Here is a 20,293-nt window from a genome sequence, read left to right on the forward strand (position 1 = left end):
CTAGTCGGCCTGGACTTCGGACGACAGGCGCGTGTACTTGGTCGACGCCTGGCCGAGGTCGAAGATGGCCTCACCGTTGAGCAGCTCGGCCGGCTTGATGCCGAGCAGCGATCCCGGGGCGATCTTGACCTTGTCCATGGCGGCCTTGTTCGGCACCTTGTAGTTGATGTTCTCCGCCGCCCAGCGGTGCACCTCGGGGTCGAGGATGTAGTTGACGAAGGCGTGCGCGGCCTCCTTGTTCTTGGAGGACTTCATGATCACCATGGTGTCCACCCAGAGGTCGCTGCCCTCCTTCGGCACCGTGAACTTGATGTTCTGCTTCGCGTCGGTGGTCGGGCACCAGCCGTCCCATGCCTCGACCATGAGGGCCTCGCCCTTGATCAGCCGGTCGCCGAACGTCGTGTCGTCGAAGGCGAGCAGGTGCGGCTTGGCGGCGAGCAGCAGCTCCTTGGCCTTGGTGATCTCCTCGTCCTTGGCGGTGTTGACCGAGTAGCCGAGGGCCTTGAGGGCGGGCAGGGCCAGCCAGCGCTCGGTGGTCATCAGCGTGACCTTCTTCTCGGCCCAGGCCGGCGGCTTCAGTAGATCGTTCCAGCTCGTCGGCTCGGCCTTCACCAGGTCACTGCGGTAGCAGATGCCGGTCGTGCCCCAGGTGTAGGGCACGGAGTACTTGTTGCCCTTGTCGTAGGAGAGCTGGGTGGCCTCGGGGTACAGGTTGGCCAGGTTGGGGATCAGCTCGGCGTGGATCGGCTCCAGCAGGCCCTGCTCGGCGAGCGCCTGGGCGTACTGGCCGGACACGAACGCCACGTCGATGCCGCTGTCACCACCGGTGGTGAGCTTGGTCATCGCGGTCTCGTTGGTGTCGTGGATGGTGATGTCGAGCTTGCTGACCTTGAGCTCTTTCTTCACCATGTCCTGGAGCTCTTTGGGCGTGTATCCATCCCAGACCGTCACCATGAGTGACTGCTTCGTCAGGTCGGCGTTCGGGTTCAGCTGAGCGGCTGACGCCTGCGGTGCTGTCTCTGCGCTGTTGGTCGACCCACCGCCGCACGCCGCGACGGCGAGCGCGAGGCCGGCCGCCGCTACAGCAGCCGGAAGACGACGGGTGACCCGGGTACGGAACACAGCCGCTACTCCTTATGAATTTCGATGTACGGGGGGTCGCGCGACCAACCGGGCACGGCAGACCAGAGCAGGAGTGTTGCAGCAGAAATCAACATGAGCAAGACTTTGCCGGACATTGCTACCTGGAAGTTTGGTCCAAGTGTTGAATTCGGATTCAATATGGAACCGGTTGATCTCTCTCGGTGAGAATCCGCCCTCCCACCGAGATCGCGGTCTCACGACCGCTCTGCTCGCCGTGCTGGAAAGGCCCGTGCCGCCGGGGTTCGCCGTCCGCCGGTTCCTTCCGCTGCCCACCATCTCGCACAGCCCAGGCCCCACGCACACTGGGGTCCAGACCGAGCGCGACTTCGGGCCGCACGTAGACCAGACAAACTACTCTGTGGTGGTGAATGACCGGGTCGTCGTGAAATGGCTCACACCTCCCGTCCCGCTGCCGCGCACGCCCGAGGTGCTCGCTCACCTCGTTGATGCGGGCTTCAAAGACACCGCGCCGCCTTACGCCGCGCTCACCCGGGTGGACGGGCCGCACGAAATCCTCCTCGCGCTGGTGACGGGCTATCTGCCGGAGGCCACGGACGGCTGGGAGTGGTGCGCCGACGACGCCCAGGCGGGCCGCACCGCCTTCGCCCCCGTTCTCGGCCGCCTCGCCGCCGACCTGCACCTCGCCCTGTCGACCTTTCCCACCGAACCCTTGTCCCCCACCGAACCCTTGTCCCCCACCGAACCCGCTTCCCCCGCCGACCCCGGGACAGGCGGGCCCTTTCCCAGCGCGTCCTTCACCGGCGAGGACGGCGTCAGGGCCGAGTCCGCCCTGCGCGAAGCCCTGGAGCTCACCGGCGGCGACGACGGCGTCTGGCTGGCCGGCCACGCCGGACGGCTGCGGGAGGAGCTGGCGCCGCTGGCCCGGCCCGTCGCCTCGCCCAGGATCCGCATCCACGGCGACCTGCACGTGGGCCAGATCCTGCGCTGGCGCGACGGCTACGCGGTGATCGACTTCGACGGCAACCCCACCGTCACCGGCGCCGACCCGCTCCAGCCCGCCGCCCGTGACGTCGCCCAGCTGACCACGAGCCTCCAGCATGTGGCCCAGGTGGCGATCAAGCGCCGCGGCACCTCGCCGGAGAGCGCCGCCCACTGGGCCGCCGAGGCCAGGGCGCTCATGCTCGCCGCCTACACCGGCCGCCTGGCCGAACGCGGCGCGGCCGGCCTGCTGGACGAGTCCCTGATCCGCCCGTTCGAGATCGAGCAGGAGTGCCGTGAGCTGATCTACGCGGCTCGTCACCTGCCCCGATGGCGCTACGCACCGATGGGTGTGCTGCGCGACTGGTATCCCGAGGAGAGTCGTTGAACCCCGAGCTCTATCTGTCCGACCTGGAGGCCAAGCCCGCCGCCCTCGCCACCCTGGCCGAGGCGCTGGAGGCGGCCGATCCCTTCGCGGCTCTGCCCGCCGGGGTCGAGCGGGTGCTGTTCCTGGGGATGGGCAGCTCCCGCTACGCCGCCGGGGTCGCCGCCCTGCGCCTGCGGGCGGCGGGCGTCGACGCCTACGCCGAGTACGCCTCCGCCGCCGCCTCCTTCCCGCCGGACTCCCGTACGCTGGTCGTACCGATCTCCGCGACCGGGAGCAGCCGCGAGACGCTGGACGCGGTGGCCCGCTACGCGGGCGGCGACTCCCCCGTGGCGGCGCTCACCAACACCCCCGACTCCGCGCTCGCGCGGGCGGCCGACCTGGTGATCCCCATGCACGCGGGCGTGGAGCGGGGCGGCGTGTCGTGCCGCACCTTCCAGCACACCCTCGCCCTGCTGCTCGCCCTGGAGTCCCGGCTCACCGGGTCCGGCCGGGACGTGGCGGCCCTGGTGCGGCGGGGCGCCGAGGCCACGGCCGACCTGCTGGAGCGCCGCGACGAGTGGCTGCCGATGGTGCTGGAGCTGCTCGACGGCCCGCACGGGGTCTACGCGATCGGCCCGGTGGAGCGCCTGTCGTCGGCCGAGCAGTCGGCGCTGATGCTCAGGGAGGGCCCGCGCCGGTCGGCGGACGCCTGCGAGACCGGCGACTGGGCGCACGTGGACGTCTACCTGACCAAGACCCTCGACTACCGCGCGCTGCTGTTCCCCGGCTCACGCTACGACGAGCAGGCCATGGACTGGGTACGGCAGCGCGGGTCCACGGTGATCACCGTGGGCGGCGAGGTCAAGGACGCCACCGCGGCCGTCAGGTACGCCCACGACGACGACCCGGACGTGGCGCTGCTGACCGAGACGCTGGTCGCCGAGCTGGTGGCCGCCTACTGGTGGTCGGCCCGCTGATCAGTACGCCGTGCGGGCGGCCATGGCGTGCTCCACGAGGGTGATCAGCGTGGACTTGACCGCCTCACGGCTACGGGCGTCGGTGCGTACCAGGGGGATGTGCGGCGACAGGGTGAGCGCCTCGCGGATCTCGCTCTCCATGTGCGGGAAGCCCCCGTCCCAGCCGTTGATCCCCACCACGAAGGGCAGCTTGGCCTCTTCGAAGTAGTCGATCGCCGGGAAGCAGTCGGCCAGCCGGCGCGTGTCGACCAGCACCACCGCGCCGATCGCGCCTTTGACCAGGTCGTCCCACATGAACCAGAACCGGTGCTGCCCAGGCGTCCCGAACAGGTACAGGATCAGGTCACGGTCCAGCGACACCCGGCCGAAGTCCATCGCCACCGTGGTGGTCCTCTTGTTCGGCGTGAGCGAGACGTCGTCGACCCCCGCCGACGCGTCCGTCATCACCGCCTCCGTCGTCAACGGCATGATCTCCGACACCGCGCCGACGAACGTCGTCTTGCCCACGCCGAAGCCACCGGCCACCACGATCTTCGTCGAGGTGAGGCCGGGACTAGAGCCTGCGTAGTCCACTGAGCACCCTTTCGAGCAGGCTCGTGTCAGGCTTGCCCGCGTCCAGCTGTGGCTGATAGACCCTGACCAGCCCCTCCGCCTCCATGTCGGCGACCAGCACCCTGGCCACCCCGAGCGGGATGGCCAGCAGCGCGGAGATCTCCGCCACGGATCTGATCTGCCGGCACAGCTCGCTGATCTGCCGGAACTCCCGGGCGTACACCGGTCCGAGCTGCACCGACGTCGCCGAGGAGACCAGCGCCTCCATGGCGAGCGCGGTCCGCGGCGCGGTCCGGCCACCCGTTACGGCGTACATCCTCACCAACGAGCTGCGCTCGGGCTCCGGCTCACCGCCATGCCACGATGCCAACGTCTACTCCCATCACCAGGGGCGCGCGCTTGAAAGTTCCGCGCGCACGTCAGGCGTGAGCACCTGCCCCGCGCGTTCCACCAGGATCGTCATTTGGTAGGCCACCAGGCCCATGTCACAGTCAGGTGCCGCCAGCACCGCCAGGCACGACCCGTCGCTGATCGACATCACCAGCATCAGGCCGTACTCCATTTCGACGAGGGTCTGGACGACCTCGCCGCCTTCGAAGACCCGGGCCGATCCCGCGGTGAGGCTGACCAGCCCGGCCGCGATGGCGGCGAGCTGGTCGGCGCGGTCCTGGGGGAACCCGCGGGAGAAGGCCATCGGCAGCCCGTCGGCGGAGACCACCACCGCGTGCGCCACTCCGGGCACCTCTTCGACGAAACCGCTGACGAGCCAGTTCACATCCTTGGCCGCCTGGCTCAGATTGCTCATCAGTCCTCCTCAAGCTCGGCCCGGCCCTTGCGGACACCCTGCTGGTAACTGGAGAGCCTGCTGCGCAGTCGATCGGGGGACACGGGGGGCGCGGGCATGGGCGCCGACGCGGGCGCCGCGGAGCCGGGCACCAGATTCGCCTTCGGCGTCCGTTTCGGCAGTCCCGAGCTCGTCGTACCGCCGAGGGCCGGCTCGCGGACCGCTCCGGCCGCCTGCCAGCCGCTGTCCGCCGGCGACGACCACTCGACCGGGGCGCGGGGCGGCGTCATCGGGCCGGCGTCATCCTGCGGCGCACGCGCGGCCCGCGTCGGGAGGGGCGCCGGCGTGACCTCGCCCTGCGAGGGCCAGGACGTCTCCTCCTGCGAGGGCCAGGACGGGGCGCCCGACGACGACCAGGCGGGGTCCGGGTCGGGCTCGCGCCGGTCCGGCGTGAACGACGGCTTGGTGAACCAGCTCGACTCGACGGAGGCGAAGATCGGCAGGAAGTCGCCCTGCGCGGGTTCCTGGGAGGGGAACGGCTCGGACGGCAGCTCCACGGAGTTCGTGTACTGCGAGCTGAACCACGAGGAAGGCTCGGGCGCGGGTGTCATGTCCAGAGACGGATGGCCGGGGCCCGGCATGGAAGGCGTAGGCATCATGGGAGGCATCGAAGGCATGGATGGCATGCTCTGCATCGGCACCTGCGCGTACGGCATCATCTCCGGGGCGGACACCGCCGTGCGGAGGACGGACGCGTCGGGCGCGGAGCCGGGCATCGCGGTGAGCAGCGTCTCCGGCAGCAGCACCATGGCCGTCAGCCCGCCGACGTCCTGACGCCGCAGCTGCACCCTGATGTTGTGCCGCAGGGCCAGCCGGCCGACCACGAACAGGCCCATCCGGCGCGACACCGACACGTCGACCACCGGCGGGTTCGCCAGCCGCCAGTTGGCCTCGGTCAGCTCTTCCGCGTTCATCGAGATGCCGTTGTCGGTGACCGAGACCATCAGCCCGCCGCCGTCGATGCGGCTGCTGGAGATGATGACCTTGGTGTCGCGGGCGGAGAACGAGACGGCGTTCTCGATCAGCTCGGCCAGCAGGTGGACCACGTCGTTGACGCCCTGACCCGCGATGGCCGTCTCCGACTGGACCTGGATGCTGACCCGGTCGTAGCTCTCCACCTCGCCGAGCGCGGCCCGGACCACGTCCATGAGCTCGACCGGCTGGCTCCACTTGCGCGCGGCCTCCTGGCCCGCCAGGACCAGCAGGTTCTCGCTGTTGCGGCGCATGCGGGTGGCCAGGTGGTCCAGCTTGAACAGGTCGCCGAGCCGGTCGTCGTCGCGCTCGCCGCGCTCCAGCCGCTCGATCAGGGAGAGCTGCCGCTCCACCAGCGTCTGGCTGCGCCGCGACAGGTTGACGAACATCGAGTTGACGTTGGCGCGGAGCCTGGCCTCGTCGCCGGCCAGGCGTACGGCCTCGCGGTGCACCTCGTCGAAGGCCCGCGCGACCTCACCGACCTCGTCCCTGGAGAAGACGTTGATGGGCGGCACCTCGGCGTCGACCACGCCGTCACGGGACTCGCGCAGGTGCTGCACGAAGTCCGGCAGCCGCTTGCCGGCGATGTCCAGCGCCTCGGCGCGCAGCCGGCGCAGCGGGCGTACGAGAGACCTGGCCACCCCGGTCGTGATCAGCAGGACGGCCACGAGCAGCGCGATCACCGCACCGGCGATCACGTACGCGCGCTGCCGCTCGTCGGCGCTGAGCGCCTCGCTGCGGGTCACGATGCCGGCGGCCTGCCGCTGCTCGACCAGGCGCATGGAGTCGACGACCACGTTGGACGCCTCGAACCACTGCCCGGCGTCGTCGCGGTTGCCCTGGTCGAGCCCGCGTACGGTCTGCCCGGCCGTCGCCCTGATGAGCACCAGCTCGCGCAGGAACAGCATGTTGTCGGCGGAGCGGCCGTTGACGTTCTCGTCGAAGATCCGGCGTTCCTCGGCGGTGGCCTCGTCGGCGAAGGTCCTGCGCTCGTTCTCCTCCCGGGACAGCTCGCCGAGGAAGCGCTTGAGCTGGTCCTGGCTGAACGCGCCCTCGGTCAGGACGGTGGTCAGCAGGGCCTGCTGGTGCGAGACGCTCTCCTTGGCGCGGGCGAGCGCGTCGAGCATGCGCGACTGGCGGAACAGCTCGTCGTCCTGGCTGCCCTTGATGAGCTCGTTGTGCACCGAGAGCAGGTCGTTGATCACCGTGGTGTACAGCTCGACCGAGGCGGCGGGCAGCAGGTCGGCCTCAAGCGCCTGCTCGCGCAGCCCGGTGAGGTCGTCCAGCCGGTTGAGCATGTTCTGGATCTGGTCGGCGGTCCGGCCGGTGACGGTGAGCAGGAGCGCGTCGGCGCTGGTCCGCACCTCGCCGATGACGTCGTCCACCTGCTCCATCTGCTCGCGCACCGGCGGCAGGGCGCTGGCGGGGCGGTTCCTGGCGATGAACCAGGAGGTCCGCGCGCGCTCCCCGGACACGACGTGCGTGAGCTCGCCGATCTGCGCGGAGAGCTGGGCGAGCTGATTGGTGCGCGCGAAATCGGCCGCCGCACCGGTGGAGGCGAACACCTGAAAGCCACCGAGCAGCACGGCCGCGGCCGTCGGGACGAGAATGAGCGCGACAAGTCGCGCCCGAACACGCCAGTTACGCAACCGCCAGTTGCCTTCCTCTGGCGGCCGCTGTCCTAACTCAGTACTCACCGAACGCAACCTCTCGCCCGAATCGGCGCAATATGAAGATCCCCGTGACGCATGTGAAAATCCAGCAAGCCTGGGTAATTGGAACACATACCTACCAGCTCGGCCAAGCGAACATAACGCGACATAAGTCGAGCAGTGTGACGCATGAGCAAGAACCTGGAGCCCCATCTATAAAGCTTCGACGGCGCGAAATAATCTATTAAGTGAGGAAATGTCCTCTAATGGGTGTTTGGACCGATCCATGACCGTAACACCCCAGGAGCGCAGAGGTCTCCAGAAGGTCACAGCATTGAGATTCGCGTTATTCACCACATATGTTTGCCCCCTCAACTGAGGAGGCGAGTGGTGCGGGAATCTCCCGACAGTGGGGCCATCGGCGTCGAAGGGCTGTGGAAGATCTTTGGTCCCAAGGCCGAAAGGGTGCTGGACTGCGACGACAGGTTTCTGGACCCCGCGGCACTAAGAGAGAAGACCGGCTGCACCGCCGCTGTGAGGGACGTCAGTTTCGACGTACGGCCCGGCGAGGTCTTCGTCGTGATGGGCCTGTCGGGAAGCGGTAAATCCACCCTCGTACGCTGTCTCACCCGGCTCATCGAGCCGACGGCCGGCCGGATCACGATCGGCGGCGAGGACGTCGGCGCCGCTTCTCCCGCGCGCCTGCGCGAGCTGCGCCGCCACCACGTCAGCATGGTCTTCCAGCACTTCGGCCTGCTGCCGCACCGCCGGGTGATCGACAACGTCGCCTACGGGCTGGAGATCCAGGGCACCGGCAAGGCCGCCAGGCACGCGCGGGCGGCGGACATCCTGTCGCTGGTCGGCCTCGACGGCCACGCCGACGCCTACCCCGACCAGCTGTCCGGCGGCATGCAGCAGCGCGTCGGGCTGGCCCGCGCGCTCGCGGTCGAGCCGCAGGTGATGCTGTTCGACGAGCCGTTCAGCGCGCTCGACCCGCTGATCCGCCGGGACATGCAGGCCGAGGTGGTCCGCCTGCACCGCGAGGTCGGCAAGACCATGGTGTTCATCACCCACGACCTGTCGGAGGCGCTCAAGCTGGGCGAGCGCATCGCGATCATGCGGGGCGGCGCGATCGTGCAGATCGGCACGCCGGAGGAGCTCGTGGGCGCGCCCGCGGACGACTACGTGGCGGACTTCGTGCGGGACGTCCCCAGAAGCCACGTGCTCACCCTGCGGTGGATCGCCCGGCCGCCCGAGGAGGGTGAGCCGCTGGACGGCCCCGAGCTCCCGGCGACCACGGTGATCAAGGACGCCATCGGCGCCGCCTCGTCCTCCTCCCGCCCGATCCGGGTGGTCGACGGTGACGAGCTGGTCGGCGTGGTGGACCGGGTGGACCTGCTCGGCTTCCTCGCGGGACAGGGACAGAACTCTTCGGGAGTGGCGACGGCATGAGCAGTACGGCCGTCAGCACACCCTCCAGGCTGCGGGTCCCCGGCTGGGTCGCGCCCACGGGGATCGCGCTGCTGTTCGTGGTGGCGTACCTGATCTTCCAGGGCACCGGCACGCTGCCGCACAACAGCGAGGCGCCGCAGTTCGCGGCGGTCACCGAGCTGCGCGAGTGGATCGACGACCACCGCAACGAGAACCCGGTCTTCCTGTACTTCCTGAACTACATCCGGATCTTCGTCGAGATGGTCTTCGGCTTCTTCCAGACCACCCTGTACGCGCTCGGCTGGCCCGGCCTGATCGGGGTCATGGGCGCGCTGGCGTGGCTGGCGGGGGGCTGGCGGGTCGCGCTCGGGGCCGTCGCCGGGTTCTGCGCCTTCGGCGTCTTCGGGCTCTGGCAGGCCAGCGTCGACACCCTCGCCCTGGTCGCCTCGGCGGTGCTGCTGTCCCTGGCCATCGGCATCCCGCTGGGCGTCTGGGCGGGACTGTCGCCGCGGGTGCGCAGGCTGATCACGCCCGTCCTGGACGTCATGCAGATCATGCCGCACTTCGCCTATCTGGCGCCGCTGGCGTTGTTCTTCCACATCGGCGCCCCGGCGGGCGTCATCGCGACGATGATCTACTCGATCCCGCCGGCGATCCGGATCACCGCGCTGGCCATCGAGCGGGTCTCCCCCACCGCGGTCGAGGCCTCGGCCTCCCTGGGCGCCACCGGGACGCAGACCATGCTCAAGGTGCGCCTGCCGCTGGCCAGGTCCACGATGGCGCTGGCGGTCAACCAGACGATCATGATGGCGTTGTCCATGGTGGTCATCGCGAACCTGATCTCCGCGCCCGGCCTCGGCTCCGACATCATCCGCGGCCTGTCGCGCGCGCAGGTGGGCATCATGCTGCCGGCCGGCCTCGCGATCGTGGTCATGGCGGTGGTGCTGGACCGGATGATGGTCTCGGTGGCCAAGCGCGACCCGCGTAACAAGATCGGCAGGACCAGCCTGGTCGTCGCGGCGGTCCTGGCGGGCGCGGGCCTGGTCGCGGCGCAGCTGCTGCCGCGCGAGTGGCCCGAGAACCTGACGATCAACCTCGTCTCCGAGATCAACGACGTCGTCCTCTGGGCGGAGACGAGCTGGTTCGGCGTCACCTCCTCCATCAAGGACACCTTCTCCAACCTGGTGCTGAACCCGCTGGAGAGCCTGTTCACCTCGGCGCCGTGGTGGCTGGTCGCCGCCGCGGTGCTGATCGTGGCGTGGCGGATCAGCGGGGTACGGCCCGCGCTGACGGCCCTGGCCTGCCTGCTGGCGATCGCGCTGCTCGGCACCTGGGAGCACTCGATGCGGACGCTGACCACGGTCGCCGTCGCGGTCGTCATCACCCTCGTCATCGGCCTGCTGCTGGGCGTGGCCGCCGCCAGGTCGGACACCTACTCCGCCATCCAGCGGCCGCTGCTCGACGCGGCGCAGACGATGCCGTCGTTCGTCTACCTGCTGCCGGCGCTGGCCCTGTTCGGCACCACCCGGTTCACCGCGATCTTCGCCTCGATCATCTTCGCCGTGCCGCCGGTCGTGCGGCTCGTCGAGGACGGCATCAGGACCGTGCCCGCCACCGTGGTCGAGGCGGCCGCCTCCGCCGGGTCCACCTCGGGTCAGCTCCTGTGGAAGGTGCAGCTCCCGATGGCCAGGCGCGCCATCCTGCTCGCCGCCAACCAGGGCATCGTCATGACGCTCGCCATGGTGGTCGTCGGCGCGCTGGTCGGAGCCGGAGCCCTCGGCTACGACGTGGTCCTCGGCTTCTCCCAGCGGACGGACTTCGGGATGGGATTCGTCGCCGGTGTCGCGATGGTCCTGCTCGGAGTCATGCTCGACCGCATCACGCAAGGTGCCGACAGGCGCCCATCCCCCACAAAAGGAAAGCAAAAATGAAGATTCGCCTGCTCGCAGGCCTACTAGCCCTGGGGCTCGCCGCAGGATGCGGCGGGGCCACGGTGCAGACCTCCCCCAGCTCCGCGGCTCCGGAGGGCACCGCCAGCGCCTCCGGCTCGGCTCCCGGGACCGTGAAGATCGCGATCAACCCCTGGGTGGGGTACGAGGCCAGCGCCAACGTCGTGGCGTACCTGCTGAAGAACGAGCTGGGCTACCAGGTGGAGCTGCCGGAGATCAAGGAGCAGCTGGCCTGGGAGGGCTTCGGGACGGGTGACGTCGACGTCATCATCGAGAACTGGGGGCACCCGGACCTCAAGAAGCAGTTCATCGAGGAGAAGAAGACGGCCGTCGAGGCGGGCTCGACCGGCAACAAGGGCGTCATCGGCTGGTACATCCCCAAGTGGATGGCGGACAAGTACCCCGACATCACCGACTACAAGAACCTGAACAAGTACGCCAAGCTCTTCAAGACGTCCGAGTCGGGCGACAAGGGCCAGCTGCTGTTCGGTGACCCGTCGTACGTCAGCAACGAGGCCGCGCTGATCAAGAACCTCAAGCTGGACTACAAGATCGTCACGGGCGGCAGCGAGGCCGCGCTGATCAAGGGCGCCCAGCAGGCGCAGGCGCAGCAGAAGCCGCTGCTGTTCTACTTCTGGGACCCGCACTGGCTGTTCAGCAAGACCGAGCTGGTCAGGGTCAACCTGCCCCCGTACACCGAGGGCTGCGACACCGACCCGAAGAAGGTCGCCTGCGACTACGCCGAGATGGACCTCGACAAGATCGTGAGCAAGAAGTTCGCCGACACCGGCGGCAAGGCCTACGAGCTGGTCAAGAACTTCAGCTGGACCAACGAGGACCAGAACGCCGTCGCCGACGACATGACCAACAACGGCATGTCCGGCGAGGAGGCGGCCAAGAAGTGGGTCGAGGCCAACAAGGCCAAGTGGCAGGCCTGGATCCCCGCGTAACACTCCCTGATCCCCCTTGAGCCGTGACCTCGCCGCAGGGCGGGGTCACGGTCGCGGAGACTCTCATGCGAACCAAGACACTCGTCGGGCCCCTACTGCTGGCCCTGCTGCTCACGGCCTGCACCAATGAGGCCCCCACCTCTGCCAGTGCGGCGAACAACACGGTCAGGATGGACATTCACGCGTGGGCCGGTTATGAGGCCCAGGCCGCCGTGCTGGCTTACCTGCTCGAACGGGAACTCGGTTACAAGGTCGTGAAGCGGGAGATCAAGGAGGACCAATCCTGGCGTGACTTCGAGAGCGGCGAGGTCGACGTCATCGTCGAGAGCTGGGGCCACAACGACCTCAAAGAGGAGTACATCGAGAAGAAGAAGGTCGCCCTTTCCGCCGGGCTCACCGGCAACAAAGGGGTGATCGGCTGGTACGTGCCTGAGTGGATGGTCAAGAAATATCCGGATATCACCAACTGGCGGAACCTGAACAAGTACGCGAGCCTTTTCAGGACCCCCAGATCCGGCGAGCGCGGACAGGTGCTGGACGGCGATCCCACCTTCGTCACCAACGACGAGGCGATCGTCAGGAACCTCAACCTGAATTACAAGGTCGTCTACTCCGGCAGCGAAGCCGCGCTGATCAAGGCGGCCCAGGCGGCCACCAAGAACAAGACCCCGCTGCTGATGTATTTCTACGAGCCGCAGTGGCTGTTCACCAAGGTGAAGCTGGTGAAGATCAACCTTCCGCCTTACGCCATCGGCTGCGACGCCGACGCCGCCAAGGTCGCCTGCGACTACCCTCCCTACCTGCTCGACAAGATCGTCAGTAAGAAGTTCGCCGAGACCGGCGGCAAGGCCTACGAGTTGGTCCGTAACTTCAGCTGGAGCAACGACGACCAGAACGCCGTCGCCAGCGACATGATCAACCGCAGGCTCAACGCCGACCAGGCCGCCAAGCGCTGGGTCGAGGAGAACGAGATCGTGTGGAAGGACTGGATCCCCCGTTGATCTACGACTACGTCATCGTGGGAGGCGGCTCCGCGGGCTGCGCCCTGGCCAACCGGCTCAGCGCCGACCCGTCGGTGTCGGTCCTGGTGCTTGAGGCGGGCCGGCCCGACTACCTGTGGGACGTGTTCGTGCACATGCCCGCCGCGCTGATGTTCCCCATCGGCAACCGGTTCTACGACTGGAAGTACGAGTCGGAGCCCGAGCCGCACATGAACGACCGCCGCGTCTACCACGCCCGCGGCAAGGTCCTCGGCGGCTCCAGCAGCATCAACGGCATGATCTTCCAGCGCGGCAACCCGCTCGACTACGAGCGCTGGGCGGCCGATCCCGGCATGAAGAACTGGGACTACGCGCACTGCCTGCCGTACTTCAAGAAGATGGAGAACTGCCTGGCCGACCCCGGCACAGACTTCCGGGGCGGCGACGGCCCGCTCAAGCTGGAACGCGGCCCGGCCAAGGGCCCGCTGTTCGACGCGTTCTTCGAGGCCGTCCAGCAGGCCGGCCACCCGCTCACCGACGACGTGAACGGCTACCGCCAGGAGGGCTTCGCCGCCTTCGACCGCAACCTGCACCGCGGCCGCCGGCTGAGCGCCGCCCGCGCCTATCTCCATCCGGTACGCCACCGCCGCAACCTCACCATCAGGACCCGTGCCTTCGTCGAGAAGATCGTCTTCGAGGGCGCCCGAGCGGTCGGTGTGATCTGCGACGGCGAGCGCGTCGACGCCGGCGAGGTCATCGTCAGCGGCGGCGCCATCAACTCCCCCCAGCTCCTGCAGCTGTCCGGCGTCGGCCCCGCCGAGCTGCTGGAGCCGCTCGGCGTCGAGGTGGTGCACGACCTGCCCGGCGTGGGCGCCAATCTCCAGGACCACCTGGAGGTGTACGTCCAGCACGCCTGCACGCAGCCGGTGTCGCAGCAGCCGTCGCTGGCCAGGTGGCGAAGGCCGTTCATCGGCGCGCAGTGGCTCTTCCTGCGCGGCGGGCCCGGCGCCACCAACCACTTCGAGGCGGGCGGCTTCATCCGCTCCAACGACGACGTCCCGTACCCGAACCTGATGTTCCACTTCCTGCCGATCGCCGTCCGCTACGACGGCAGCGCCCCCGCGGGCGGGCACGGCTACCAGGTGCACATCGGCCCAATGTACTCCGACGCCCGCGGCTCGGTGCGCATCACCTCGGCGGACCCCCGCGTCAAGCCCGCGCTCCGCTTCAACTACCTGTCCACCGAGCAGGACCGCCGCGAGTGGGTGGAGGCCATCAGGCTCACCCGGGAGATCCTCTCCCAGCCGGCCTGGGCCGCGCTCGACGGCGGTGAGATCTCCCCCGGCCCCTCGGTGGAGACCGACGAGGAGATCCTGGCCTGGGTGGCCAAGGACGGCGAGACCGCCCTGCACCCGTCGTGCACCTGCAAGATGGGTGTGGACGAGATGTCCGTCGTGGACCCGGACACGTTACGCGTGCACGGCCTGGAAGGCCTGCGCGTGGTGGACGCCTCGGCCATGCCGTACGTCACCAACGGCAACATCTACGCCCCGGTCATGATGCTGGCGGAGAAGTCGGCCGACCTCATTCTCGGCAACACCCCCCTGACCCCGGAGCCCGCCGAGTTCTACCGCCGCTGATCACCGATCCACGCGAAAACCCCTACGCCACCGCAAGAACTGATGACCTTACACACGGTTGACTATCGTGACTAAACGGGAATACTGGTTCCCCTGTTGGTCGTCGTTCGACTGAGACTGAGGATGCACATGTTGCTCGGCCTCGCCCTGCCGCCGGCAGAGCCGCACCAGGCACCCAGCCGTGCCGACGTCGCGGAAGGGCGCGGTCCACTCCGACGCGGTCCACGCCGGACGCTGTGCGAGACCGTCACGCGCTGCTAGCAGGCTCTCCGGCGGTCGACATCTTTCCGCCGGCTTTCCTCGACCCCAGGACTTGTCATGCCGCCAGACTCCTCCAGCGTTCCCATAGTGATCATCGCCGTGGTCCTCGCCCTCGCTCTCGTGGGCGTCCTGCTCCTCCACATGCGCGTACGCCACCGTCTCGCCCAGGCCCGTGGGCAGCTCGTTCAGGCCCGTCAGGAATTCGAGCATCGGACCCGCGAGACCAGCGCCGGCAACCAGCGCCTGGCCCAGGCGGAGCGCCAGGCCCAGGAGAGCGCGGAGCTGCTGCGCGAGGCCCGCGCCCAGCAGGACCTCGTACGCGCCGAGACCGAGCACCTGATCTCCAAGCGCATCCCCGCCCTGCTGTCCCACCTGCGCACGCCCCACGTGATCGTGCCGGGCGTGCAGAGCCCCGCACTCGCCGGCACAGACGTCGACAGGCAGCACCGTGCCATCCTCGACCTGGTCACCCGCGGACTCAGGGACGAAGGCGAGCGCATCGACGAAGCGGCCCAGGCGGTCATCAGAGGGGCGATGTCCCGCGTGCAGACCCAGGCGCTGCGCGCCCAGGACCTGCTCGCCGGTGTGCAACAGCGCTACGGCGGCGACGAGCACACGGCGCTGCTGCGCGAGGTGCTGGGACTCGACATGTTCAACGAGCTGATCATCCGTCGCGTGCAGGTGACCGGCATCGCGTGCGGCGCCACGCCCGGCCTGTCACGTGACGACACCTACCTGGTGGACCTGATGGTGGGCGCCATCTCCCGGGTGGAGAACTTCGAGCAGCGCATCGAGGGCCCGGCCAACCACCTGCGCCGCCGGATCGGGGTCGCCGCCCGCGCCGCGGAGTCGATCCTGTTCATCACCGCCGAGCTGCTGGCCAACGCGGTCCACCACTCCTACGGCACGCTCAAGGTGACCATCGCCGTACACGAGACCAACAACGGCGCCGCCATCGTCATCGACGACGCCGGTGTCGGCCTCAACGAGGACCAGTACGCCCGCGCCACCCGCCTGCTGAGCGGCACCCAGCCGACCCGCCTGGTCGACCTGGGCAACCCGCCCCACACCGGCTGGGCCGCGATCGGCCGCCAGGTCGCGCACTACGGCGTGCAGGTCACGGTCAAGAAGAGCGCCTTCGGCGGCGTACAGGCCGTACTGACCATCCCCACCGCCCTGCTGGTCGAGATGCCGGAGGACAGCCGGCCGTCGGTGCTGGCTCCCGAGCCGGTCCGCGCCGCGGTCCCGGCCGGCCGGCCGGAGCCCGTGGCGGCCGCCCAGCCCGTGGCGGCCGCCCAGCCTGTCGCGGCTGCCCAGCCTGTCGCGGCTGCCCAGCCGGAGCCTGTGACGGCGGCCGCGCGGCCGGAGCCCGTCGCCTCCTCCGTACAAGCCGAGCCCGTACAAGCCGAGCCCGCGACGGCGCATCGGCCACCGACGGCGGAGGAGCTGACGCCGCTGCCGCAGCGTCGCCGCCAGCCCGTACGTGCCGCGTCCGGCTCCAGGCCCGCCGGAGGCGGCTCTCAGGGCTCCGACGGCCGGTTGCTCACCACCCCGGAGGAAGCCCAGAAGCGGTGGGGAGACTTCCAGACCGGAGCCGAAGCGGGCCGCCGCGAAGCGCTCCCGACCGAGCAGCACGACATCACCGAAGGGAATTGACCGTTCCATGGACACTCCTAGCGCTTCTGGCCGTCCTCGGACCAAGGGTCGCGCGTTGTCCCTCGACGTGTCCTGGGTCCTTTCGCCCCTATTGGCACTGCCCGGAGTCGCGCGAGGCGTGGTACTGAGCCGTGACGGGCTGATCCTCGGCGGCTCGGCCGACGTGACGACCGAGAGCGGCGAACGCGCCGCCGCCATGACGAGCTCCGTGCTGGGGGCCGCCCGCGCCCTGTGCGACGGCCTCAGCGGCGGCTCCGACGGCGGGGTGGTGGACATCGTCATCTCCGCCGAGAGCGGCTACTACTACATCGCCCCCGCCGGCGACCGCGCCGCCATCGTCGTCGCCGCCACCGGGGCGGTCAACATCGGCGCCCTCGCCTACGAGGTACAACTGCAGGTGCAGAAACTCATCAAGGCTCTCGACGAGGCCAGCGCGGCCAGGGTGCCAGGCGTCCGGGCATGACCTCCGGACGGCAACGGCGGCGGGTCGTCCCGGACTACATGGCCGCCGCGAGGTTGACCGTGCCCGAGCACATCAGCGTCGAGCGCACGACCCTGGTCTTCGGCTCGCCCGACGCCGCCGCCCACGGGCTGGACCCTCCGGGGTCGCATCTGCTGGCCCTGCTGCGGGACGGACCCCTGTCGGTGTACGAGTGCGCCGCGCACCTAGGCCTGCCGTACTGCGTGGTGCGGTTGCTGGTCGCCGGACTGGTCGGCGGCGGAACGCTGCTGACCCGCGATCCGCCGGCCACCGACCTGCCCGACATCGAGATCTTGGAGTTGGTACTCAATGGCCTCCGCGCTCTCTGACAGCCGCGTCAGCACCGAGCACATTCCGGTCAAGCTGGTCATCGCAGGGCCGTTCGGCGTGGGCAAGACGACCATCGTGAGTGCCCTCTCGGAGATCAAGCCCCTCAACACCGAAGAGGTGCTCACCGAGGCGGGCACGCTGGTCGACGACCTCACCGGCGTGAACGAGAAGACGACCACGACCACCGCGATCGACTTCGGCCGCCTCACCCTGCCAGGGGTGGTGCTCTACCTGTTCGGGGCGCCGGGGCAGACCCGCTTCCAGGTCCTGTGGGACGAGCTGGTGCGCGGCGCGCTGGGCGTCCTGGTGCTGGCCGACACCCGCCGCATCGACGAGAGCTTCGCCGTCCTCGACCTGGTGGAGAACGCCGGCATCCGCTACGCGGTGGCCGTCAACCACTTCCCCGACTCGCCGGACTACCCGCTGGAGTCCGTACGCGAGGCACTCGATCTGGACCCAGGCACGCCGCTGATGGTGTGCGACGCCCGTGACCCCGCCTCCGCCCGTGCATCGCTGATCGCGCTGGTGGAGCACGTCAGAGAGCTGGTGCTGTCTTGACCTTGCGCTACCTGCCCGACGCCGGGCGCCTGTACGGGCCGGAATACGCCAGAGATCCGCAGGCACTCTACGCGGAGCTGCGCGGGCGCCACGGCGCGGTCGCGCCCGTGGAGATCGCCCCGGGCATCGAGGCCCACCTGGTGCTCGGCTATCGGGCCGCCCTGGACGTGCTCACCAACGCCGGCGGTGTCTGGAGCAAGCATCCCAGCGCCTGGCAGGCGCGGCTCCCCGACACCCCCGAGGCCGCGGGGGCCATCGCCATGCTCGGCCGCCGGCCGAGCGCGCTGTACTCCGACGGGGCCGAGCACGCCCGCTTCCGGAAGGTGATCTCCGACTGCTTCGAGCAGATCCAGCCGCACAAGCTGCGCCAGATGGTGGTCGAGGTCTCGGACTCGCTCATCAGCCAGTTCGCCGCGCAAGGCGAGGCCGATCTGGTCGCCGACTTCGCCCGGCTCATCCCGACCCGCATCTTCAATCTGCTCTTCGGGCGGCCCGACTCCGACAGCGCCGGCTTGACCCAGGCTCTGTCGGACCTGATGGAGGCTGACGGCGAGCGGGGCGCGCGGGGCAGCGAGGCGTTCAGCCGCTACATCGGCGAGCTGATCCAGGCCAAGCACGCCCAGCGGGGCGACGACCTGGTCTCCTGGTTCATCGACCATCCCGCCGCGCTGCGGCCCGACGAGCTGGCGGAGACCCTCGTCCTGGTGACGGCCGCCAGTTACGACCCCATGGCCAACCTGATCTCCAACACGATCTCCCGGATGGTCAGCGACGACCGCTATTACAGCTCGCTCACCAACGGCGCGCTCAGCACGTACGACGCTCTCATGGAGGCCCTGCGCGCCGAGCCCGCCATGTCGAACTACGGCCCGTACTTCGTGCTCCAGCCCGTGCACTTCCACGGCACCTGGATCCAGCCGGCCGAGCTGGTCCTCGTCTCCTACGCCGCGGCCAACACCGAGCCCACCAACGTTCCCGAGGAGCTGCGCTCCGACGGCGGCGCGTACCTGGGCTTCGGCGCCGGGCCGCACCGCTGCCCGGCCAGCGACCCGGCCGTGCTCATCGCCATGACCGCGATCGAACGCCTGACCTCTCACCTGTGCGACCTCGAACTGACCGTGCCCCGCGGAGAGCTTCCGTGGCGGCCCGGCCCGTTCCATCGCGCCCTGGCGCGTCTGCCGGTGCGCTTCACCCCCATCCGCCCCGATCAGCCAGGAGAATCCCCTTGGGCAGTCCAGCCCCCGTCGTCCTCGATCCCTTCGGCTCCGACCTCCCCGGCGAGGCCCGCCGGTTACGTGACCTCGGCCCCCTGGTCCTCGTAGAACTCGCCGGAGGCGTCCCCGCCTGGGCGGTCACCCGGCACGACCTGCTCAAGCAGCTGATCCTCGATCCGCTGGTGAGCAAGGACAAGCGGCACTGGCGGCTGCTGCCACAGGCGCTCACCGAGCCTGGCTGGACGTGGCTCATGACCTGGATCGGCGTGTCCAGCATGCTCAGCGCCTACGGCGAGGAGCACCGGCGGCTGCGCAAGCTGATCGCCCCGAGTTTCACCGCGCGCCGGACCAAGGCCATGCAGCCGATCGTCGAGAGCATCGTGGCGGAACTGCTGGACACCATGGCCGCGCAGCCGCCGGGTCAGGCCGTCGACCTCCGCACCGCCTACGCCCACCCCCTGCCGATGCGGGTGATCTGTGAGCTGTTCGGCGTCCCCGAGCACATGCGGGTGGAGATGGCCCAGGTGATGGAGGCCGTCATGGACACCACCGGCACCCCGGAGCAGGCGGCGGCCACGGCGGCCCAGATCGGCACCGTGCTGCCCGGCCTGGTCGCCTACAAGCGCGAGCACCCGGGCGACGACCTGACCACCGAGCTGATCAACGTCCGCGACAGCGGCGACTCGCTCAGCGACGACGAGCTGCGCGACACGCTGCTGCTCCTCATCGCGGCCGGGCACGAGACCACCGTCAACCTGATCGGCAACGCGGTGCACGCCCTGCTCACCCACCCCGAGCACCTCCGGCGTGTCCTGTCGGGAGAGATCTCCTGGGATGCGGTGATCGAGGAGACACTGCGCTGGACGCCGTCGATCGCCAACCTGCCGCTACGGTTCGCCATCGAGCCGATCGAGATCGGCGGGGTACGGATCGAGGCGGGCGACGCGATCATCACCAGCTACCTGGCGGCCGGGCACGACCCCGACCAGCACGGCCCGGACGCTGACCAGTTCGACCCGACCCAGGAACGCGACGAGCACCTGGCCTTCGGCATCGGCGTGCACCGCTGCATAGGAGCTCCGCTCGCCCGCCAGGAGGCGCTCGCCGCCCTGCCCGCGCTGTTCGCCCGGTTCCCGGACCTCCGGCTGGCCGTGGACGAGGGCGAGCTGCCGCACGTCCCGTCCTTCATCGCACACGGCTGGGGCAGCCTGCCGCTCATGCTGCACCGCTGACCTCTACCGGCGTGGGGGGGGGGGGGGGGGGGGGGGGGGGGGGGGGGGGGGGGGCGGCGGCGGCGGGGGGGGGGGGGGGGGGCCCGCCCCCCCCCCCCCCCCCCCCCCGCCCGCGTCCGGGAAGCTGGTGAAAGGCCCGCAAGAGGTACGGTTCACGCGCTTTTA

At 69.4% G+C, this 20,293-nt stretch carries 18 protein-coding genes; 13 read left to right on the top strand and 5 right to left on the bottom strand.

What is annotated here, in order from left to right; all coding sequences use genetic code 11:
- Positions 1-1,122 (bottom strand): spermidine/putrescine ABC transporter substrate-binding protein, encoded by a 1,122-nt coding sequence (locus ACIBQX_RS29275; protein WP_397010016.1) that lies wholly within the window; start codon positions 1,120-1,122, stop codon positions 1-3.
- Between the two features lie 385 nt (positions 1,123-1,507).
- Between ACIBQX_RS29275 and ACIBQX_RS29280 the strand changes: the two genes are divergently transcribed.
- Together ACIBQX_RS29280 and ACIBQX_RS29285 are read left to right on the top strand one after the other, a co-directional pair.
- Positions 1,508-2,470 (top strand): hypothetical protein, encoded by a 963-nt coding sequence (locus ACIBQX_RS29280; RefSeq protein WP_397010018.1) that lies wholly within the window; start codon positions 1,508-1,510, stop codon positions 2,468-2,470.
- Complete coding sequence (locus tag ACIBQX_RS29285; RefSeq protein ID WP_397010019.1) at positions 2,467-3,426, top strand: SIS domain-containing protein; 960 nt, start codon at positions 2,467-2,469, stop codon at positions 3,424-3,426. The genes ACIBQX_RS29280 and ACIBQX_RS29285 overlap by 4 nt, the downstream gene beginning before the upstream one ends.
- On the opposite strand, the gene ACIBQX_RS29290 is transcribed toward ACIBQX_RS29285, so the two are convergent.
- The 4 genes from ACIBQX_RS29290 to ACIBQX_RS29305 form a co-directional block, all read right to left on the bottom strand.
- A complete protein-coding gene (locus ACIBQX_RS29290; RefSeq protein ID WP_397010021.1) occupies positions 3,427-3,999 on the bottom strand; it encodes a GTP-binding protein in 573 nt (190 codons plus the stop codon).
- On the bottom strand, positions 3,980-4,294 hold the full coding sequence (locus ACIBQX_RS29295; RefSeq protein ID WP_397010726.1) for a DUF742 domain-containing protein: 315 nt from the start codon (positions 4,292-4,294) through the stop codon (positions 3,980-3,982). Before ACIBQX_RS29295 ends, ACIBQX_RS29290 begins: the two co-directional genes overlap by 20 nt.
- A 66-nt stretch (positions 4,295-4,360) precedes the next feature.
- Positions 4,361-4,774: a roadblock/LC7 domain-containing protein gene (locus tag ACIBQX_RS29300; RefSeq protein ID WP_397010728.1), complete on the bottom strand. Its 414-nt coding sequence runs from the start codon at positions 4,772-4,774 to the stop codon at positions 4,361-4,363.
- An 8-nt stretch (positions 4,775-4,782) separates the two neighbouring features.
- Positions 4,783-7,491, bottom strand: a complete 2,709-nt coding sequence (locus tag ACIBQX_RS29305; RefSeq protein ID WP_397010023.1) for a nitrate- and nitrite sensing domain-containing protein — start codon at positions 7,489-7,491, stop codon at positions 4,783-4,785.
- A 330-nt stretch (positions 7,492-7,821) separates the two neighbouring features.
- Between ACIBQX_RS29305 and ACIBQX_RS29310 the strand changes: the two genes are divergently transcribed.
- The 11 genes from ACIBQX_RS29310 to ACIBQX_RS29360 all read left to right on the top strand — a co-directional run bounded on the left by ACIBQX_RS29310 (position 7,822) and on the right by ACIBQX_RS29360 (position 20,128).
- On the top strand, positions 7,822-8,898 hold the full coding sequence (locus ACIBQX_RS29310) for a glycine betaine/L-proline ABC transporter ATP-binding protein (protein WP_397010730.1): 1,077 nt from the start codon (positions 7,822-7,824) through the stop codon (positions 8,896-8,898).
- On the top strand, positions 8,895-10,808 hold the full coding sequence (locus ACIBQX_RS29315) for an ABC transporter permease (protein ID WP_397010025.1): 1,914 nt from the start codon (positions 8,895-8,897) through the stop codon (positions 10,806-10,808). Before ACIBQX_RS29310 ends, ACIBQX_RS29315 begins: the two co-directional genes overlap by 4 nt.
- Positions 10,805-11,776, top strand: coding sequence for an ABC transporter substrate-binding protein (locus ACIBQX_RS29320; protein ID WP_397010027.1), 972 nt, complete (start codon positions 10,805-10,807; stop codon positions 11,774-11,776). The genes ACIBQX_RS29315 and ACIBQX_RS29320 overlap by 4 nt, the downstream gene beginning before the upstream one ends.
- Positions 11,777-11,841: 65 nt before the next feature.
- Positions 11,842-12,777 (top strand): ABC transporter substrate-binding protein, encoded by a 936-nt coding sequence (locus tag ACIBQX_RS29325; protein WP_397010029.1) that lies wholly within the window; start codon positions 11,842-11,844, stop codon positions 12,775-12,777.
- Positions 12,753-14,396 (top strand): choline dehydrogenase, encoded by a 1,644-nt coding sequence (gene betA, locus ACIBQX_RS29330; RefSeq protein ID WP_397010031.1) that lies wholly within the window; start codon positions 12,753-12,755, stop codon positions 14,394-14,396. Before ACIBQX_RS29325 ends, betA begins: the two co-directional genes overlap by 25 nt.
- Positions 14,397-14,744: 348 nt before the next feature.
- On the top strand, positions 14,745-16,313 hold the full coding sequence (locus tag ACIBQX_RS29335) for an ATP-binding protein (RefSeq protein ID WP_397010033.1): 1,569 nt from the start codon (positions 14,745-14,747) through the stop codon (positions 16,311-16,313).
- Positions 16,314-16,320: 7 nt separating this feature from the next.
- Positions 16,321-16,776 (top strand): roadblock/LC7 domain-containing protein, encoded by a 456-nt coding sequence (locus tag ACIBQX_RS29340; RefSeq protein WP_397010035.1) that lies wholly within the window; start codon positions 16,321-16,323, stop codon positions 16,774-16,776.
- Positions 16,773-17,123, top strand: coding sequence for a DUF742 domain-containing protein (locus tag ACIBQX_RS29345; protein ID WP_397010037.1), 351 nt, complete (start codon positions 16,773-16,775; stop codon positions 17,121-17,123). The genes ACIBQX_RS29340 and ACIBQX_RS29345 overlap by 4 nt, the downstream gene beginning before the upstream one ends.
- Complete coding sequence (locus ACIBQX_RS29350; RefSeq protein ID WP_397010039.1) at positions 17,104-17,682, top strand: GTP-binding protein; 579 nt, start codon at positions 17,104-17,106, stop codon at positions 17,680-17,682. Before ACIBQX_RS29345 ends, ACIBQX_RS29350 begins: the two co-directional genes overlap by 20 nt.
- Positions 17,679-19,004 carry a cytochrome P450 gene (locus ACIBQX_RS29355; RefSeq protein ID WP_397010041.1) on the top strand — a complete coding sequence of 442 codons (1,326 nt, stop codon included), beginning with the start codon at positions 17,679-17,681 and terminating at the stop codon, positions 19,002-19,004. The genes ACIBQX_RS29350 and ACIBQX_RS29355 overlap by 4 nt, the downstream gene beginning before the upstream one ends.
- Positions 18,908-20,128, top strand: coding sequence for a cytochrome P450 (locus ACIBQX_RS29360; RefSeq protein WP_397010043.1), 1,221 nt, complete (start codon positions 18,908-18,910; stop codon positions 20,126-20,128). Before ACIBQX_RS29355 ends, ACIBQX_RS29360 begins: the two co-directional genes overlap by 97 nt.
- The last annotated feature ends 165 nt before the right edge of the window (positions 20,129-20,293 follow it).

Origin of the sequence: Nonomuraea sp. NPDC049714 (genome assembly GCF_044465295.1) — a bacterium.
GTDB lineage: Bacteria > Actinomycetota > Actinomycetes > Streptosporangiales > Streptosporangiaceae > Nonomuraea.

Excerpts from the sequence above, each read along its gene's own strand:
- ACIBQX_RS29295 (WP_397010726.1), bottom strand. The coding sequence starts at position 4,294 with ATGTACGCCGTAACGGGTGGCCGGACCGCGCCGCGGACCGCGCTCGCC.
- ACIBQX_RS29315 (WP_397010025.1), top strand. The coding sequence starts at position 8,895 with ATGAGCAGTACGGCCGTCAGCACACCCTCCAGGCTGCGGGTCCCCGGC.
- ACIBQX_RS29320 (WP_397010027.1), top strand. The coding sequence starts at position 10,805 with ATGAAGATTCGCCTGCTCGCAGGCCTACTAGCCCTGGGGCTCGCCGCA.
- ACIBQX_RS29325 (WP_397010029.1), top strand. The coding sequence starts at position 11,842 with ATGCGAACCAAGACACTCGTCGGGCCCCTACTGCTGGCCCTGCTGCTC.
- ACIBQX_RS29340 (WP_397010035.1), top strand. The coding sequence starts at position 16,321 with ATGGACACTCCTAGCGCTTCTGGCCGTCCTCGGACCAAGGGTCGCGCG.
- ACIBQX_RS29345 (WP_397010037.1), top strand. The coding sequence starts at position 16,773 with ATGACCTCCGGACGGCAACGGCGGCGGGTCGTCCCGGACTACATGGCC.
- ACIBQX_RS29350 (WP_397010039.1), top strand. The coding sequence starts at position 17,104 with ATGGCCTCCGCGCTCTCTGACAGCCGCGTCAGCACCGAGCACATTCCG.